The organism is Achromobacter sp. (genome assembly GCF_050285585.1).
In the GTDB taxonomy this organism is placed as follows: domain Bacteria; phylum Pseudomonadota; class Gammaproteobacteria; order Burkholderiales; family Burkholderiaceae_B; genus Achromobacter.
Map to the genome: position 1 here is coordinate 30,811 of NZ_JBLZXF010000011.1, position 16,296 is coordinate 47,106.

Annotated in this window: 16 protein-coding genes; 8 read left to right on the top strand and 8 right to left on the bottom strand. The window is 67.5% G+C overall.

The window, feature by feature from the left end:
* Window positions 1-14: 14 nt before the first annotated feature.
* Both ilvD and ACN6PJ_RS16755 read left to right on the top strand, forming a co-directional pair.
* The gene (ilvD, locus tag ACN6PJ_RS16750; RefSeq protein WP_427996974.1) at window positions 15-1,757 is read left to right on the top strand and encodes a dihydroxy-acid dehydratase; all 1,743 of its coding nucleotides are present in this window, start codon (window positions 15-17) and stop codon (window positions 1,755-1,757) included.
* On the top strand, window positions 1,754-2,647 hold the full coding sequence (locus ACN6PJ_RS16755; protein ID WP_427996975.1) for an NAD(P)-dependent oxidoreductase: 894 nt from the start codon (window positions 1,754-1,756) through the stop codon (window positions 2,645-2,647). Before ilvD ends, ACN6PJ_RS16755 begins: the two co-directional genes overlap by 4 nt.
* A gap of 24 nt (window positions 2,648-2,671) precedes the next feature.
* Here ACN6PJ_RS16755 and ACN6PJ_RS16760 read toward each other — a convergent pair whose 3' ends face one another.
* From ACN6PJ_RS16760 to ACN6PJ_RS16770, 3 genes are all read right to left on the bottom strand, one after another.
* Entirely contained in the window at window positions 2,672-3,817 is a 1,146-nt protein-coding gene (locus tag ACN6PJ_RS16760; protein ID WP_427996976.1) for an alpha-hydroxy acid oxidase, read from the bottom strand.
* Between the two features lie 119 nt (window positions 3,818-3,936).
* Entirely contained in the window at window positions 3,937-4,800 is an 864-nt protein-coding gene (locus ACN6PJ_RS16765; protein WP_427996977.1) for a prephenate dehydratase, read from the bottom strand.
* Window positions 4,801-4,815: 15 nt separating this feature from the next.
* Entirely contained in the window at window positions 4,816-5,991 is a 1,176-nt protein-coding gene (locus ACN6PJ_RS16770) for a diguanylate cyclase domain-containing protein (RefSeq protein WP_427996978.1), read from the bottom strand.
* A 238-nt stretch (window positions 5,992-6,229) separates the two neighbouring features.
* Here ACN6PJ_RS16770 and ACN6PJ_RS16775 point away from each other — a divergent pair, with 238 nt between their 5' ends.
* Window positions 6,230-7,201: a DNA/RNA non-specific endonuclease gene (locus ACN6PJ_RS16775; protein ID WP_427996979.1), complete on the top strand. Its 972-nt coding sequence runs from the start codon at window positions 6,230-6,232 to the stop codon at window positions 7,199-7,201.
* A 21-nt stretch (window positions 7,202-7,222) separates the two neighbouring features.
* Here ACN6PJ_RS16775 and ACN6PJ_RS16780 read toward each other — a convergent pair whose 3' ends face one another.
* The 3 genes from ACN6PJ_RS16780 to ACN6PJ_RS16790 form a co-directional block, all read right to left on the bottom strand.
* Window positions 7,223-7,612: a VOC family protein gene (locus ACN6PJ_RS16780; protein ID WP_427996980.1), complete on the bottom strand. Its 390-nt coding sequence runs from the start codon at window positions 7,610-7,612 to the stop codon at window positions 7,223-7,225.
* A 45-nt stretch (window positions 7,613-7,657) separates the two neighbouring features.
* Window positions 7,658-8,137, bottom strand: coding sequence for a VOC family protein (locus ACN6PJ_RS16785; RefSeq protein WP_427996981.1), 480 nt, complete (start codon window positions 8,135-8,137; stop codon window positions 7,658-7,660).
* 103 nt (window positions 8,138-8,240) lie between these two features.
* Window positions 8,241-9,506 carry a hypothetical protein gene (locus ACN6PJ_RS16790; protein ID WP_427996982.1) on the bottom strand — a complete coding sequence of 422 codons (1,266 nt, stop codon included), beginning with the start codon at window positions 9,504-9,506 and terminating at the stop codon, window positions 8,241-8,243.
* Between the two features lie 233 nt (window positions 9,507-9,739).
* Between ACN6PJ_RS16790 and ACN6PJ_RS16795 the strand changes: the two genes are divergently transcribed.
* The 5 genes from ACN6PJ_RS16795 (at window position 9,740) to ACN6PJ_RS16815 (ending at window position 14,318) form a co-directional block, all read left to right on the top strand.
* Window positions 9,740-10,522 carry a DUF899 domain-containing protein gene (locus ACN6PJ_RS16795; RefSeq protein WP_427996983.1) on the top strand — a complete coding sequence of 261 codons (783 nt, stop codon included), beginning with the start codon at window positions 9,740-9,742 and terminating at the stop codon, window positions 10,520-10,522.
* A gap of 91 nt (window positions 10,523-10,613) precedes the next feature.
* Window positions 10,614-11,228: a helix-turn-helix domain-containing protein gene (locus ACN6PJ_RS16800; RefSeq protein WP_427996984.1), complete on the top strand. Its 615-nt coding sequence runs from the start codon at window positions 10,614-10,616 to the stop codon at window positions 11,226-11,228.
* Window positions 11,229-11,316: 88 nt separating this feature from the next.
* Window positions 11,317-12,609: an MFS transporter gene (locus tag ACN6PJ_RS16805; RefSeq protein ID WP_427996985.1), complete on the top strand. Its 1,293-nt coding sequence runs from the start codon at window positions 11,317-11,319 to the stop codon at window positions 12,607-12,609.
* A gap of 35 nt (window positions 12,610-12,644) precedes the next feature.
* Complete coding sequence (locus ACN6PJ_RS16810; protein ID WP_427996986.1) at window positions 12,645-13,910, top strand: NAD(P)/FAD-dependent oxidoreductase; 1,266 nt, start codon at window positions 12,645-12,647, stop codon at window positions 13,908-13,910.
* A gap of 93 nt (window positions 13,911-14,003) precedes the next feature.
* Window positions 14,004-14,318 carry a cupin domain-containing protein gene (locus ACN6PJ_RS16815; RefSeq protein WP_427997095.1) on the top strand — a complete coding sequence of 105 codons (315 nt, stop codon included), beginning with the start codon at window positions 14,004-14,006 and terminating at the stop codon, window positions 14,316-14,318.
* A gap of 53 nt (window positions 14,319-14,371) precedes the next feature.
* Here the strand turns inward: ACN6PJ_RS16815 and ACN6PJ_RS16820 are convergent, their stop codons facing one another.
* Window positions 14,372-15,193 (bottom strand): tRNA U-34 5-methylaminomethyl-2-thiouridine biosynthesis protein, encoded by an 822-nt coding sequence (locus tag ACN6PJ_RS16820; protein ID WP_427996987.1) that lies wholly within the window; start codon window positions 15,191-15,193, stop codon window positions 14,372-14,374.
* Window positions 15,190-16,128: a tRNA U-34 5-methylaminomethyl-2-thiouridine biosynthesis protein gene (locus tag ACN6PJ_RS16825; protein ID WP_427996988.1), complete on the bottom strand. Its 939-nt coding sequence runs from the start codon at window positions 16,126-16,128 to the stop codon at window positions 15,190-15,192. The genes ACN6PJ_RS16820 and ACN6PJ_RS16825 overlap by 4 nt, the downstream gene beginning before the upstream one ends.
* Between the last annotated feature and the right edge of the window lie 168 nt (window positions 16,129-16,296).

The following is a 16,296-nucleotide window of genomic DNA, read 5'->3' on the forward strand; positions in this document are numbered from 1 at the left end:
AAGGAATTCCTGCGATGAAAGATCTGCACAAACACCGCTCCCGCACGGTGACCGAGGGCGTGACGCGCGCGCCGCACCGCGCCTTCCTGCGCGCCACGGGCCTCGACGATGAGTCCATCGAGAAGCCGTTCGTCGCCATCGTCGATACGTTCGGCGAGAACACGCCCTGTTCCATGTCGCTGAACCAGATTTCCGACAACGTTCGCCTCGGCATTGCGGCCGGCGGCGGCGTGCCGATACGCGGCTCGGCAATCTCGGTGTCCGACGGCACGTCGATGAATCACTCGGGCATGCGGTTCTCGCTGGTCTCGCGCGAGACGATTGCCGACAGCGTCGAGCTGTTCGTGCGCGCCCATTGCTACGACGCGCTCGTCGGCGTGGCCGGTTGCGACAAAACCTTGCCCGGCATTCTGATGGGCATGGTGCGCGTGAACGTCCCTGGGGTATTCCTGTTCGGCGGCGCGATGTTGCCGGGCGTGGCGCCGGACGGCTCGCAAGCCACGATCCTGACCGCCATCGAGGCCGTAGGCGCGGCGCAGCGCGGCGATATGTCCGCCGAAACGCTGCGCGGCATCGAAAAGCGCTGCACGCCGACGGCCGGCTCCTGCCCGGGGCAGTTCACGGCGAACACGATGGCGATGGTCGCCGAAGTGCTGGGCCTGGCGCCGCTCGGCTCGGCGATGGTGCCCGCCGTCTACAGCGAACGCATCGCGATCGCCCGCCGCGCCGGAGAAAACGTCATGCGCGCGCTGCGCAATGGCGGGCCGCTGCCGCGCGACCTGGTGACCCGCAAGAGCCTGGAGAACGCCTGCGCGGCCGTCGCCGCCACGGGGGGATCGACCAACGCCATGCTGCACATCCCCGCCATCGCGCACGAAGCCGGCATAGCATTCACGCTCGATGATGTCTCTGAAGTCCTGGCGCGCACGCCGCTTATCGGCGACATGCAGCCCGGCGGGCGCTATCTGGCGGTGGACCTGCATCATGTCGGCGGCGTGCCGGCGGTGCTCAACGCCCTGCTGGCTGGCGGCCACATACACGGCGACACCCTCACGCAAAGCGGCGAAACGCTGGAAACGGCGCTGCGCGCCTTCCCGGGCCCCGACGGCCGCGTGGTCAAGCCGCATGACGAACCGCTCTCGCCCAACGCAGGGCTGGTGGTCCTGCGCGGCAATCTTGCCCCGGACGGCGCCGCGCTGAAGACCGCCGGCCTCAAGCAGCTGGTGTTCTCGGGCACGGCGCGGGTGTTCGAGACGGAAGAGGACTGCATGGCGGTCGTTGCCGCCGGAACCTATCGGGAAGGCGACGTCCTCGTGATTCGCAATGAAGGCCCCAAGGGCGGCCCGGGCATGCGTGAGATGCTGAGCGTCACGGCGGCAATCTACGGACAAGGCATGGGTGAAAAGGTCGCGCTGCTTACCGATGGCCGGTTCTCGGGCGCGACCCGCGGCATGTGCATCGGCTATGTAGGCCCCGAAGCCGCGGCGGGTGGACCGATACGGCTGTTGCGCGATGGCGACCGCATACACATCGATGCGATCAAGGGAACTCTCGATGTCGAGCTTTCCGACGAGGAGCTCGCGCAGCGGGCGGCTGTCACCCGGCCGTTCGCGCGCGGGCATCTTGGCGGCGTGCTCGAAAAGTACGAAGCGCTGGTGCGCCCGGCCAAGCTGGGCGCGGTGACCCATTCGGGGGCCGTGGCCTGGCCTTATGAAGCCTCTCTCGGGGAAGCGCCCGTTGACGGAAGCCGGAAATGAGGGCGGCGCCGCGCATCGGCTTTTGCGGCATCGGCCGCATGGGCGACCCCATGGCCCGGCGGCTGCTGGCCGCCGGACACAATGTCGCCGTCTGGAACCGATCCAGCGCGAAACTCGGTCCGCTTGCCGCCGCCGGGGCCGTCGCCCGTCGCACGCCGCAGGAACTCGGCGGGCGAGTCGACATCGTCCTGCTTTGCCTGGGCGACGGCAAGGCCGTGGAGGACGTGGTGTTCGGCGAGCATGGGCTTGCGCACTCCGCCGCGCCGCCCCGCTATCTCGTCGACCATTCGACCCTGTCGCCAGCGCTCACGCGCGCGCTGGCGGGCCGCTGGACGGCGGCAACCGGCGGCGTGTGGATCGATGCCCCCGTCTCGGGCGGCACGGAGGGCGCGGCGGCCGGCAAGCTGGCCGTCATGGCGGGCGGCCCCGCGGACGCCATCGAATCCGTGGCGCCCGTGCTGCGCGCATTCGCCTCGCGCGTCACCCGCATGGGCGACACCGGCGCGGGCCAGACCACGAAACTCGCCAATCAGGCCATCGTCGCGACCACGCTCGCCGGATTGGCCGAAGCCTTCGTGCTGGCCAAGCGCAGTGGAATCGATACGGCCGCCCTGCCGTCGGCCCTGCAAGGCGGCTGGGCCGATTCCGTGCTGTTGCAAACGCTATGGCCCCGCATGGTGACGCCGCCCGAACATGCCACCGGCACGGTGCGCGTGATGCTCAAGGATCTGGACGCGATTGCCGAACTCGCGCAGGCCAGCACTACGATGCAGCGCGTGCTGCCGGAAGTGCGCCGCCTGCTGCGGGATGCCGCGCAGCGCGGCATGGGAGACTGGGATCTGTCCCAAATATTCCGGATCGGCGAGACGGAGAGTGAATCCGGCGCCTAAGCGATGGCGGAAAATCCCCGCCGTTCAACGGAACCGCAGGTGCCGCCGCTGTAGTTCCGCGACGGTCCTGCACCCCATCAGCTTCATGGCGCGCTCGATTTCGACCCGCATCAGTTCCAGCGCCCTTTCCACCCCGGGCCGGCCCGCCGCCGCCAGCGGAAACAGGTAATAGCGGCCCAGCCCCACGGCCTTGGCGCCCAGCGCCAGGGCCTTCAGCACGTGGGTGCCGCGCTGCACGCCGCCGTCCATCATCACGTCGATGCGGTCGCCCACGGCGTCTACGATTTCGGCCAGTTGGTCGAAGGCGCTGCGCGAGCCGTCGAGCTGGCGGCCGCCGTGGTTGGACAGCACGATGCCCGTGCATCCGATGTCGGCGGCGCGCCTGGCGTCCTCGACCGACATGATGCCTTTCAGGCAGAACTGGCCGCCCCATTCCCGCACCATCGCGGCCACGTCGTCCCAGGACATGGCGGGGTCCAGCATGTCGGTGAAATACCGGCTGATGGACATCGCCCCTCCGCCCATGTCCACGTGGCCGTCCAGTTGGGGCAGCCTGAAGCGTTCGTGCGTGACATAGTTGATGGCCCAGGCCGGCTTGACGGCGAATTGGGCGATGCCGGACAGGTTCAGCCGGAACGGGATCGCGAAGCCCGTGCGCTTGTCTCGTTCGCGGTTGCCGCCGGTGATGCTGTCCACGGTCAGCATCATGACCTGGACGCCGGCCTCTTTGGCGCGCGCCATCATGTCGCGGTTCAGGCCGCGGTCCTTGTGGAAATAGAACTGGTACACCTGCGGCCCGCCGCTGATCTTGCGGGCTTCCTCCAGGCTGACGGTGCCCAGCGACGACACGCCGAACATGGTGCCGAACTTGCCTGCGGCCGCGGCCACGGCGCGTTCGCCGTCATGATGGAAGAGGCGCTGCAGCGCGGTCGGCGAGCAATACACCGGCAACGCCAGTTTCTGGCCCATGACGGTTACCGACATATCCACCTCCGCCACCCCGCGCAGCACGTCCGGCACCAGGTCGCAGGCCTCGAAGGCCTGGGTATTGCGCCGGTAGGTGGTTTCATCGTCGGCCGCGCCGTCGATGTAGTTGAAGATGGGGCCCGGCAAGCGCTGGCGCGCCATGCGGCGAAAGTCGTGGAAATTCTGGCACTGGTTCAGGCGCATCGGAAGACCTTTATCAATGCTGCGTTTGGGAAACGGTGCCCCAGAGAGTAACAACCAAACCGCTGCCGCAACAAATGTTCGGGCGGACATCTCCAGGCGGCGCCCGCCCCGGCGCGGCCCTACTTCCTGGGATAGGATCCCAGCACCCTGAACGCCGGGTTGCCCGCCAGGAACTCCTCCAGCCTGCCTTCCTTCGCGTGCCCCGCCACCTCGATCAGGTAGCGGTGCGTGTCGAGCGTTTTCTTGCTGGGCCGTTCGTATACCGTCAGGACCTGGACCCCGGCGGCGACAAGCGACGCCAGCGTGGCGCCGAACCGGTCGTCCGAGATGTCGAGCAACAGGGAGGTCTTGTCGCGGCCCGTGGGCGCGGGCATGTCTCGGCCCAGCACCCACCAGCGCGTGACGTTGTGGGGCCCCTCTTCGATGCCGTCCACCAGGGACACCAGGGAGTAGACCGCGGCGCCGACCTTGGGGCCGAACGAGGCCTTGTCCAGCGCCGGGCTGTTGGCGACGGCCTGGGCGGCGGCGCCGCCGCTGGCGGCGTCGGTCTTGCGGACGCCGGGCATCTCGCGGTCCACCCACGGCTTCACTTCCTCGAAGGCGACGGGGTGCGCCAGCACTTCCTTGATGTCCTCGCGCTTGGCGCCCGGCCGCGCCAGCAGACTGTAGCCCAGCATCTTGGGATACTCGGCGACGACGGTAACGTTGGGCAGGTCCAGCACTGCGTCCAGGTAAGGCGTGACGCCCACCACGGAGGTGGTGACGGGCACGCAGGCGCGTTCCAGCTTGCCGCTGGCGTAGTCTTTGAAGAGGTCGTCGCGCGACAACGGGACCAGGTCCTTGTCGCCGTAGAGGTCCAGGCAGGCCTGGTGCGTCCAGGAGCCGGCTGGGCCCAGGTAGCCGATGGAGCCGGCGGCAGCCGGACTGGCGGAGAGGTTCAAGGTAAGCGAGCCTATGACGGTCAGCGATGCGAGGATTTTCATTTTCCGCTCCAGGAGTCAGCTCGCCGCCACCCGCAGGGCCGCTCCCGCCGAGACCAGGCGGTTGCCGCCCAGCGCCTTGGCGCGGTACAGGGCGCGATCGGCCGCGGCCAGCGCGTCGGCCAGCGGCGGCGCGTCATGCGGGTACTGCGCGAGCCCGATGCTGACGGTGGCGGGTATGCCGACATTGTCGATCCGGTCGGAGATGGTTTCGGCAAAACGCCGCGCCACGAACTCGCCCAGCGCCGCCGCGCGGTCCGCGGCGTCGCCCGACAGCAGCGCGGCGAACTCCTCGCCGCCGATGCGGGCCAGGATCGCGCCGGGCCCCAGCATGTCGCGAGCCGTTTCCGCGAAGCATTGCAGCACCTGGTCGCCCTTCTGATGGCCGTAACGGTCGTTGATGGACTTGAACTGGTCCAGGTCGAACGCCAGCACCGCAACCGGCGCCCGCCCCTTTGCCTCGCCGATCAGGCGCGCGCCCTGCTCGAAAAACCAGCGGCGGTTGCCCAGCCGGGTCAGATAGTCGGTCTGCGATTCGCGCACGAGTTCGACATGGGTCTCCTCGCGGACAAGCTTGATCAGGGTCATGGGCAGCAGGATGGAATACAGCACGCCTTCGTACATGGTGAGGGTGCTTGCCGTGAGTTGCACCCCTGTGCCATGCGCCGCCACCCACCAGGGCAGGATGAACGCCCGGGCGGCATAGATCAGCGCGTGGAAGCCCGTCACCGCGGCGGCGATGCGCAGCGGCTTCAGCGCTTTCAGATCGCCGCAGCGCAGCAATTCCCACGTGGTCCACGCGCTTACGAGCGCGATGGGGAACGCGCTGATGTACTTCCAGACGAGATCCTCCCCTTGCGCGCCGGCCACCGCCCATATCAGGGCCATGACGGCAAGCAGCGCAAGCGGCGCAACGCGGTATCGCTTGCCGCGCAAGGAGGCGGCGCCGTTCATGACCAGCAGGTAGCCGCTGAGGACGACGAGGTTGGCCCCGGCGGAACCGAACGGGCTGGGCGGCACGCTGCGGAACAGCGCCCCCGTGCAGCCCAGCGCCAGCGTGGCGAAGCCCGCCGACAGGATCCGCAGCGACCCGCTGCGCTTGGGATGGGCCCGATGCTCCCAAAACGTCAGGCCAGCCGTGGCGAGCAGCGTTCCGATGATGATGAAGTAAAGAGTAAGGAGATCGACGTACATCGGAGCCGTTGGGTATGGCGCCGGCGTGTCGCGGCGGCCAGCCGGAATTTTACGTTGGAAATACTGCAAAAAAGCGTAACAAAACCCCGGGAATGCCCGCAGCAAAGAAGCTCGGCCAGGTCTCACAAGGGACGGCGGCCAGCCAGCCGGACGCGCGTGCGTGGCAAATTTGCCACTCATCTACAATCCTTGGCCGAGCCGGCCGCCGATGCGGCCGGGCAGTAGCTCACAGGTAGTAATGACGCGCGCGAAGAAATCCCCTGCCAAGAAGAAAGGTTCCACCAGCAGATCCACGGCCCGGGCCAGCGCCCGCTCCAGCGGCCGTTTCCCCCGCTTCCTGAAGGCGCTGCTGTTTTCGTCGCTCGCCAGCTTCGGCGCCGCCTCCTATGTCCTGAATCCGCAATGGCGGGTCCCCGCGCCGGTCCAGGAGGCCCTGGCGCAACTGGGGTGGCCGCAGCACCGGGCGCCGCATCGGGAACAGCCGCGCCCGCAGCAGCGTGAACAGACGGCGCCCGCGACGGCGCCGATAGCCGTGCCCGCCGGCGCGCCCGCTCAAACGATGTTTTCGGAATGCCGGCAGTTCTTCCCGCATTCGCGCCCGCCGGAAGTGCCCGGTAGCCAGAAGTTGCGGGAGGTGTGCTTTTCGGCCTTCGCGATCCTGCACAACGGCCAGACGAAAACGCCGGTTTTCGTGGCGGAACGCCTGAACCGCCAGATGCTCACGCAGGCGCAGGGGCAGCGCAGGACGGACAAGTTCTACGCGGAGGCCCGGCTGCCGCGCGCGGAACGGGCCGAGCTGGACGACTACCGCGGATCGGGTTTCGCGCGCGGCCACATGGCGCCGGCAGCCGACATGTCCACGGCCGAAGGCATGGCGCAGAGCTTTTCGCTGGCCAATATGGTGCCGCAGGACCAGACGCACAACGGCGGCGCGTGGAGCGCCATCGAGCAGGACACCCGCAAGTATGTCATGCGCGCCGCCGGCGACGTGTACGTGTTTACCGGACCGGTCTATTCGGACAAGCCGAAAACGATAGGATCCGGCGTGGCCGTGCCCAGCTATCTCTACAAGGTCGTGTACGACGCGACGTCGGGCCGATCCTGGGTGCACTGGCAGGCGAACGCCGCCAGCACCAAGGCGGGGCCGCCGATCAGCTACGAGGAGTTCGTGCGGCGCACCGGACTGAAGCTGTTGCCGGCCGGCGGGTGAAGTTCCGCCCCGGCGCCACGCTCACGCGTTCAACTGGTAGATCTGTATCAGGTTGCCGCAGGTATCCGCGAAAATGGCCAGCGTGACCGCCCCGGCGGCCGTCGGCTCTACCGTGAATACCACGCCTTTGTCCTTCAGCCGCCGCACCTCTTCCTGGATATCCGGGCTTTCGAAGGCGGTGACCGGGATGCCGTCGTTGCGCAACGCGGTCTGGTAGGCGCTCGCCGCGGGGTGGCTGTTGGGTTCCAAAACCAGTTCCAGGTCGTCGGGCCCGTCGGGCGACACGACCGTGATCCAGCGCGCGCCGCCCGCCGGGAAGTCCTGCTTTTTCACGAAACCGAGCACCTCGGTATAGAAGCGCAACGCTTTGTCCTGGTCGTCGACGAAGATGCTGTTCAGTTTGATTTTCATGGGCCTGTTTCCGGACGGGCGAAAAAGCCATTATGGCGCTGCGCGTCAGCCGCGCCGGGCGGCCTCGATCGTGGCGATATCGATCTTGCCCATGGTCATCATTGCCTCGAAAGCGCGCCTGGCCGCCGCGGGGTCCGGATCGGAGATGGCCTCGATGAGGACGCGCGGCGTAATCTGCCAGGACAGCCCCCACTTGTCGCGGCACCATCCGCACTCGCTCGCCTGGCCGCCGTTGCCGACGATGGCGTTCCACAGGCGGTCCGTCTCGGCCTGATCCTCGGTGGATACCTGGAAAGAAAAGGCCTCGCTGTGCTTGAACGCGGTGCCGCCGTTCAGGCCCACGCAGGGAATGCCGATCACGGTGAATTCCACCGTCAGCACGTCGCCCTGCTTGCCGGAGGGGTAATCTCCCGGCGCGCGCAGGACCTTGCCCACCGCGCTGTCCGGAAACGTCTTGGCGTAAAACTCGGCGGCCTCCAGGGCGTCGCGGTCGTACCAAAGGCAAATCGTATTCTTGCTGGGCATCCTGATTCTCCTGAGGGGATTCCGGTAAATGGAGAATAGTCCCTCGCCGCGCCCGCGCGCGTTACGAAGCTTTGGAAAATGTTGTTCCGCGATGGGCGCGCCCTCAGTCGACCACCAGGTAGGCCTCCCCGCCCGGCTTCAGGTAAGGCGCCAGGTCCGCAAACGGCACCGCGGCATGGGGGCCCAGGCACCCGCCCATCGCGTGGCCGACGCCGGAGACCGACAGGCTCAGCATGCCGGGCGCCTGGGCCCCCAGGGCCAGGAAGCTGGGCCAGACGTCGGCGCAGCCGCCCATGGACTCGCCGTCCGCGGAGACAGCCGGGTCCTCTTGCGCCAGCGCATTGCGCGCGGTGTCCACGATCCGGAGCAGTGTCGGGCTCTCCGTGCGGAAGCCGCTTGCGTCGGACTCGTACGCGTCGAAGACCCGGTTCCAGTCCAGGTACTCTCCGCGCAACAGGTCGAAAGTGTAGGGTTCGAAATGGTTGTTGGGATGCGCGCCGCCGCAGTACAGGCTGCCCGCTTCCGTCACGGTCATCAGGGCCGTGGACAGCCAGTCCACTGTAATCGCCTCTTCGTCATAGCTGCCCAGCGTGCCGGCCGCGGGATTGCCATCGGTGTATACGGAGGCCTTGCACGCCAGCGCGGCCAGGTTCATCTGCCAATGGCGTTGCTCCAGCAGCCCATTGATGCGCGCCATGACCTTCGCGTCGGGGTGACGGCTCAGCCTGGGATAGGAAAACTTGGTGCGCGGATCGCGCCACATGCGGTAGGCCACGGCGGCCGTGCCGGTGTCCGGTCCGACGGGCACGGCGTATCCGGCCAGCTTCAGCGTCTCGTAGGGAGCGTGTTCGGCGTCGATGGTCGCGTCGAAGGCGATGCCGCTGCCCATGCCGCCGCTGATCGCGTCGGTAACGGCCCTCGCGCTATCCGGCGCCAGCGCGTCGGGATCGTACTCGGCCACACGCCGAAGCTGGAAGCCGCGGCGCTTGCCGGTACGGGCATCCGTCCATTGGCCGCGGTAGCCGTCGGCGTCGAACGCGCCCTGCCACGCCGCGGCGCGGCCGGCCGGCGCGTCCCCCTCCGGATCCAGCCCCGCTTCTGTCCGCTCATGGTAGGGCCTGGGCTCGAAAAGGGCCGCCTCCGTGCCCTTCAGGGGTATGTCCACGCCATGCCTGCGATAAAAATAGCGGCCGGTAAGCGTGCCGTCGTCCGCGGCCTGCAATTCCATCACCACCTCGCCGGCCCCTTGCAGCGTGCCGGCATACACGTTCCGGGGCGCGGCGCTGGCGGGGCCGCCCATCAGCGGCAGGAACGCCAGCGCAAGCGCGCCTGGCCAGGAACGGGAAACGCGGACCGGAGATGGGAACATGTGCGACGGGCGCTCAAACGCGGGAGTGGGCCATGTCCAGTGACTATACCGGACGAACCGCCCCCATTTCTCCTTGCGGCGGGCGGCATGGAATCTCCTTGGCCGAATGCCGCCACATTTGTTACTCCCGGCGCCGCGCACGCGGTGCCACACTGTCCTCAGGATTGCCGGCCCGTCAGGAAGCGCCCGCGCGCCTCCATGGCCGGCAACCGGACTACAGGAGGCAAGACGCCATGACTGCATCAACCGACAAAGCCAAACCCGGCGGCCAAGCCGCCATGCGCACGCCCCCGGTCGTGTCGCCCCAGGCGTGGGAAGCCGCGCGCGCGCAGTTGCTGGTGAAGGAGAAGGCCCATACCCGCGCCCGCGACGCCCTGGCCGCCGAGCGCCGGCGCATGCCCTGGATGGAAGTGGACAAGAGTTACGCCTTCGACGGCCCCGGCGGCCGGCGCAGCCTGCTCGACCTGTTCGATGGCCGCCGGCAACTGATCGTCTACCGCGCGTTCTTCGAGCCCGGCGTATACGGCTGGCCGGAGCACGCCTGCCGCGGCTGCTCCATGGTCGCCGACCAGGTCGCGCACCTGGCCCACCTGAACGCTCGCGATACCACCCTCGTCTTCGTTTCCCGGGCGCCGCAGGCCGACATCGAGCGCCTGAAGGCGCGGATGGACTGGAAGATGCCGTGGTTCACCCTCACGGACCGCTTCGACGCCGATTTCGGCGTGGACGAATGGCACGGCACTAACGTGTTCTTCCGCGACGGCGACCGCATATTCCGCACCTACTTCCTGAACAACCGCGGCGATGAACAAATGGGCGGCACCTGGAATTACCTGGACATTACGCCGCTGGGCCGCCAGGAGACCTGGGAGGATTCGCCCGAAGGCTATCCGCAAACGCCCACCTACAAGTGGTGGAACTGGCACGACAGCTATGTCGAGGGCGCGGCGCCCGACAGGAAGTGGGTAGAGATATCCGACGCGGGCGAAGCGGCGTTCCGGAACAAAGACAAGTAGCCGCCTAGGGGTATTCCCGAGCTCATATTGTGGCAACAGTGAAATTTACTTAATATTTTTGAAGTGAGAGTGAAATACAAACCAGAGTTTCATGAAAATCGATAAGCCCGAAGACAGCGCGAACTCCGCAGACGAACACGACAAGGCCCTGGGCGAACGCCTGCGGGCGGCGCGCCTGCAACAAGGCCTGAAACTGAAGGACGTCGCGGAACGCACCGAGATGTCCATCGCGCTCATCAGCCAGGTCGAGCGCGGCATCAGCTCACCGTCCATCCGCACCTTGCGGGCGATCTGCCACGCCCTGGATATCGACGGCGCCAGCCTGCTGGCCCCTCCCGCGGCCGGACCGGCGAGCGACGACCAGAACGAATTCACGGTCCGGGTGTCCGCGCGCAAACCGTTGAAGCTGGGCAACAACGGCGTCACCAAGTACCGCATCACCCCCAGCAGCTGCGCCGCGCTCGAAGGCTTTCTGATGGAGCTCGAACCCGGCGCGGCCTCCGACCCCGGCTTCCTGGTCCAGGCCAGCGACAAGATCGGCTACGTGCTCGCCGGCAAGCTCCAAGTCTTCGTCGACGACAAATCCTTCCTGCTGGAAGCCGGCGACAGCTACGGCTTCTCCGGCAGCCACCCATACCGGTGGCAAAACGGCTGGGACCAGAAGACCGTCTTCCTGGTCGTCAACAGCACCCATTTCTACGTCTGACTTCCCTCCTCCCGCTTCTCCACCGCATTCCAAGCCAATACCGGCAAATAAAGGGCCGCCACGCGGCCTTGCAAGGGACAACACCGCAATGAATTCGTCTTCAGCATCGATCGGCGCGCGCCCGGCGCGCGTTCCTGCGCGCAAAGGCAAGCTGCGCGATATCGTGGCCGCCAACATCGGCGCCTTCTTCGAGTGGTACGACCTGCTGGTCTACGCGCTGTTCGCGCTGCCGATCTCGCGGCTGTTCTTCCCGTCCGACGACCCGCAGACGGCCCTGCTGTTCAGCTTCCTGACCTTCGCGAGTTCCTATCTGATCCGCCCGGTGGGCGCCGTCCTGCTGGGCATCTATGCCGACAAGAAGGGGCGCAAGGCCGCCCTCTCCCTGACTGCCACGCTGATGCTGATCGGCACCGCGCTGATGGCCCTCATCCCCACCTACGCCACCATCGGCGCGCTCGCGCCGGTGGCGCTGGTGGCGGGCCGCCTGCTGCAGGGCTTTTCCGCGGGCGGCGAATTCGGCACCGCGAATTCCTACCTGACCGAGCAGAATCCCAAGCTCAAGGCGTTCCTGGCCAGCCTGCAGTTCTCCACCACGGGCCTGGCGCTGGTGGTGTCCGCGCTGTTCGCCTATTTCATCAACCACTACCTCACCGAAGCGCAGATCGACAGCTGGGGCTGGCGCCTGCCCTTCATCTTCGGCTGCCTGATCGGCCCGGTTGCCCTCTACATCCGTTTCAAGATCGACGAAACGCCCGAATTCGACGGAGAAAAGGCCCAGCGCGCGGCGCCCCTGCGCGAGACCTTCCGCCTGCACAAGCGCTACCTGCTCCTGGGCGCGCTGATCGTGGCCGCCGGCAACGTGGCCAGCTATCTCAACATCTACATGCCGACCTTCGCCATCAACAACCTCGGCATCTCCAAGGACGACGCATTCGTGGCGTCGATCTGCAGCGGCCTGGTGTGCACCTTCCTGCCGATGCTGGGCGGGCTGGCCGCCGACCGCTACGGCGCGGTCAAGACCATGGCGGGCGCCCTGGTGCTGGGCCTGATCATCATCGTGCCCACCTTCAGGATGCTCACCGGAACACCCTCGTTCGGCTCGCTGGTGCTGTTCCAGTGCCTGATGTCGCTGGTGTTCTACAGCTTCTACTTCGCGCCGGTCGGCTCGCTGCTGGCGCAACTGTTCCCGACCTCGTGCCGCACCACCGGCGTGTCGATCGCCTACGTCGCCTCGCAGACCTTCTTCGGGGGCATCACTCCCGTGGTGGTGGGTTTCCTGGTGACGCGCACCGGCACGATCATGTCGCCCGCCTATTACCTGATCGTGATCGGCCTTGTCGCGATCGTTGCGCTGGCCAGCGTGCGCGCCAAGGTCCGTTGAACTCCCGACAACCACTTTCGAACGCCATCCGTTTCATGGACACCCCACTTCCCACCCAAGTCGACGTCGCCATCATCGGCGGCGGCATTATCGGCATCAGCACGGCCTGGGCCCTGGCCCGTGCCGGGCTGCGTGTCGCCGTTTTCGAGAAAGGCGCCGTCGCGGGCGAACAATCCTCGCGCAACTGGGGCTGGATCCGCTCGGTCGGACGCGACCACCGCGAACTGCCGCTGGCGCTGCGCGCCAACGCCTTGTGGCGCGAACTGCAACAACAGGTCGACGTCGGCTACCGCCAGCGCGGCCTGGCCTACCTGGGCCGCAGCGCCGCCGACATGCAGGGCCACGCCAAATGGCTGGAGGCCGCGCGCCCCTATGCGGTGCCCGCAAGGCTGGTCGACGCCGCCGGCCTGCCCGCCCTGCTCGGCGCGCAAAGCGCGCGCGACTGGGCAGGCGCCCTGTACAACGCCGACGACGGCGTGGCGGAACCGCAGCTGGCCACGGCGGGAATCGCCGGCCTGGCGCGCGCGGCCGGCTGCCAGATATTCGAGGGCTGCGCCGTGCGCGGCCTGGACGTGGCCGCGGGCAGGGCCGGCGGCGTTGTCACCGAGAAGGGCGCCGTCCGCGCGGCGGCCGTCGTGCTTGCCGGCGGCGCGTGGTCGCGGCTGTTCTGCGGCAATAGCGGCGTGTCGTTTCCGCAACTCAAGGTTCACGCGTCGGTGCTGCGCACCACAGCGCTCGAAACCGGCATGGACCTGGCCATCAACGGTGGCGATTTCACCTGCCGCAAGCGCGCCGACGGCGGCTATACGGTTTCACAGCTTGGCGCCTCCACGGCCGACCTGACGCCCGACAGCATCCGGCTGATGCGCCAGTTCCTGCCCGCCTGGATGGCCGAGCGCAAATACCTGAAGCTACGCGTGGGCCGCCGTTTTTTCGAGGAACTGATGATGCCGCGCCGCTTCGCGCTGGACGCGCCCACGCCCTTCGAACAGCACCGGATTCTCGACCCGCAGCCCGGCATGGCCGCCATTTCTACCGCTTTGGAGAAACTCAAGGCGGCCTTCCCCGCCTTCGCGCCGGCCCGCGTGGCAGGCGCCTGGGCCGGCATGATCGATGTCACGCCGGACGCCCTGCCCGTCATGTCCGCCGTGGACGCCGTGCCGGGGTTCTTCCTGGCCTCCGGCTTTTCGGGCCATGGCTTCGGCATCGGCCCGGCGGCCGGCGAACTGATGAGCGAACTCGTCCAGGGCAAGACACCCAGCGTGGACCCCGCCGCCTTCCGGCTGTCGCGCTTCGCCTAGGGCCTGCCCCCCCATTTTTTTCACCCCCAGTTTCATGGAGAATCCTCAGTGCCTGACAATAACGCGCGACTGATCCGCTTCAATGGCGGCCCGATGGTCGCCCCGGTTCCCGGCAAACCCAAGCAGCCGCTCACCGGCGACGCCGCTTTCCTCAGCGTCAAGGCCTTCGACCACGAGAAGGCCCGCGCCGGCGTGTGGGAAAGCACGGCGGGCACCTTCCAGGCCAACAACGCGGGCTACATCGAGTTCGGGTACATCGTCGAAGGCGCGTGCCGCCTGGTCGACCCCGACGGCACCGTGCACGCGCTGGCCGTGGGCGACGCCTTCGTCATGCCCGAAGGCTATTCGGGCCGCTGGGAAGTGGACCAGGCCGTCAAGAAGATCTACTTCATCAGCGTCACGCAGTAACGGCTCCGCCCCGGGGCTGGCCAGCGGCGGCGGCGGCCGCGCCGGCCCTCGATTCAGCGGCGACGGCCGAACTCGACCACCGCCGCGCCGCTGCCATACAAGGGTTCGTAGGCATGCACCGTGGCGGCGGGCAACTCGCCTCCAAACGCCCCGAGCACCCAATTCAGGTGCTTCATTCCCATGTCGGCCCGCGCCTGCCTCGCGTAATCGGGCAGCGTGTCGCGCAGCGCTTGCGCGTCGCCGGCCTCCATCAAGGCCAGCAGCCGGCGGTTCCAGTCGTCATCCGAGGCGGAATGCAGGCGGTCCTCTTCCAGGGCCAGGGGTTCGCGGAACAGCGAGTTGGACAGCGCCCCCACGCCGACCACGGCCACGCGCTTGCCCTGCTCCTTCGCGCAGTCCGCCGCCAGCCGCGCGAGTGTTTCGGTGCGCCCGGCATCGTGGTAGAGGTTGTTGGCCGCGATCACCACCGGCAGCGACGGCTGGCCGAATCCCATCAAGGTGCTGGCGGTAATGGTGCCGGTATCGATGGGAAAGCCGTCGTAGTCCACGCCGCGCGCGCGCACGCCGGCATCCAGGCAGCGCGCCACGCAGGCCTGCGCCAGCGCGGTGTCGCTGGCGATGTCGAACGGCTGTTCGCCGAATTCGTGCCAGTTCTCGTCCACGTGCAGGCCCACGCTGCGTTCGCGCGTGATCCAGAGCTGGTCCAGCACGGCCATCCATTGCGTGGAATAGACCAGCACGCAATCGGGCCGGGAGGCCGCCAGGGCCTCGCCCGCCCCCCGCAGCGCGGCCTGGATCCGGCCCCAGGGGGCGATGTCGGGGCGCAACTGCGGCAGCGGGTTGCCCGGCACCAGGAAAGCGGAAACGATACTCATGCGGGGTTCTCCTCGGCCGCGCGGGCGGCAGGGGCGATGCGCGACAGGCCGGCGTCGGCCAGGTTCCATTCCATCACCGCGTTGCCGGTTCCGATCACCGAGCCATAGCCGTGCAGGCGGCCCGGCAGTTCCGGATAGTCCATGGCCGCGTGCATCCACGTGAAGGCGCCGGACTTGACCTCGGCGAACGCCTCGTCGATGAAGCGCGGCAGCAGCTCGAAGGTTTCGCGCATCCGGCCCTGCCGCATCAGCTCGATCATGCGGATATCCCACTTGTAGCCGTCGTAGCGCTCGGGATGCTCTTTGGACATGTCCTCGGGAATCTCGGGCTCTTCATGGAAGTGCCAGTGCGACAGGGTGTTGCTGGCCAGCAGCACGGCGCGCCGGCCGGTCTTGCGGATGGCCTCGCGCGTGGCGCGGCCCAGCAGGTCCATTTCGCCCTGGCCTTCGCGCGTGTCCAGGTAGTACGGCGTATTGTTGGCCGACAGGCCCACCACGGGAATATCCCATTGCGGGCGCACCATGTGCAGCGTGGTGATGGTGCCATAGTCGACGCGGAAGCGCGGGTTGCGCATCATCTTGGTGACCAGCCCCAGGTCGCGCCCTTCGTCGCAGCAGGCTTGCGCCAACCCCACGTCCACGTCGAGCTCGAACCGGTAGCGGAACAGATTGGGAAAGATCGGATCGACCGACTTGCCCTCCAGGCGGGGCACGCCCAGGAAATGGTGGCCCACCTGCGTGATCCAGTGCGGCGAATGCACCAGCAGCACGTCGGGCTTCAGGCGTTCGATGCTGTTGCGCACGTGCTCGTAGGCCCATCGCAACGTTTCCCAGCCGCCCTCCGAACGGGGCTCGTTCTGCGGTGGATTCTCGCCGTAGACCAGATGCGGCGGATGCGGGGCCAGGAAGCCCGCCAGGATTTCCCCTTCCTTCATGATTCCTCCGTGATACCTGGAATCGCGCCCGGCGGACAATCCGCCCGACGCGCATGCAGCGTCCACGACGAGCGCCCCGAGAAAGCGGCGGCCAAATACAGTACGTATACGTATAAATAACCGAAAACCACGCTCCCGGAACCTAGGGATATACCCGACCCGCGGCAC

Bases quoted from the DNA above. Each gene is read 5' to 3' on its own strand.
- ACN6PJ_RS16775 (WP_427996979.1), top strand. From the start codon at position 6,230: ATGACGCGCGCGAAGAAATCCCCTGCCAAGAAGAAAGGTTCCACCAGC.
- ACN6PJ_RS16800 (WP_427996984.1), top strand. From the start codon at position 10,614: ATGAAAATCGATAAGCCCGAAGACAGCGCGAACTCCGCAGACGAACAC.
- ACN6PJ_RS16805 (WP_427996985.1), top strand. From the start codon at position 11,317: ATGAATTCGTCTTCAGCATCGATCGGCGCGCGCCCGGCGCGCGTTCCT.
- ACN6PJ_RS16755 (WP_427996975.1), top strand. From the start codon at position 1,754: ATGAGGGCGGCGCCGCGCATCGGCTTTTGCGGCATCGGCCGCATGGGC.
- ACN6PJ_RS16790 (WP_427996982.1), bottom strand. From the start codon at position 9,506: ATGTTCCCATCTCCGGTCCGCGTTTCCCGTTCCTGGCCAGGCGCGCTT.
- ACN6PJ_RS16825 (WP_427996988.1), bottom strand. From the start codon at position 16,128: ATGAAGGAAGGGGAAATCCTGGCGGGCTTCCTGGCCCCGCATCCGCCG.
- ACN6PJ_RS16785 (WP_427996981.1), bottom strand. From the start codon at position 8,137: ATGCCCAGCAAGAATACGATTTGCCTTTGGTACGACCGCGACGCCCTG.
- ACN6PJ_RS16760 (WP_427996976.1), bottom strand. From the start codon at position 3,817: ATGCGCCTGAACCAGTGCCAGAATTTCCACGACTTTCGCCGCATGGCG.
- ACN6PJ_RS16815 (WP_427997095.1), top strand. From the start codon at position 14,004: ATGGTCGCCCCGGTTCCCGGCAAACCCAAGCAGCCGCTCACCGGCGAC.
- ACN6PJ_RS16820 (WP_427996987.1), bottom strand. From the start codon at position 15,193: ATGAGTATCGTTTCCGCTTTCCTGGTGCCGGGCAACCCGCTGCCGCAG.
- ilvD (WP_427996974.1), top strand. From the start codon at position 15: ATGAAAGATCTGCACAAACACCGCTCCCGCACGGTGACCGAGGGCGTG.
- ACN6PJ_RS16780 (WP_427996980.1), bottom strand. From the start codon at position 7,612: ATGAAAATCAAACTGAACAGCATCTTCGTCGACGACCAGGACAAAGCG.
- ACN6PJ_RS16810 (WP_427996986.1), top strand. From the start codon at position 12,645: ATGGACACCCCACTTCCCACCCAAGTCGACGTCGCCATCATCGGCGGC.
- ACN6PJ_RS16770 (WP_427996978.1), bottom strand. From the start codon at position 5,991: ATGTACGTCGATCTCCTTACTCTTTACTTCATCATCATCGGAACGCTG.
- ACN6PJ_RS16765 (WP_427996977.1), bottom strand. From the start codon at position 4,800: ATGAAAATCCTCGCATCGCTGACCGTCATAGGCTCGCTTACCTTGAAC.
- ACN6PJ_RS16795 (WP_427996983.1), top strand. From the start codon at position 9,740: ATGACTGCATCAACCGACAAAGCCAAACCCGGCGGCCAAGCCGCCATG.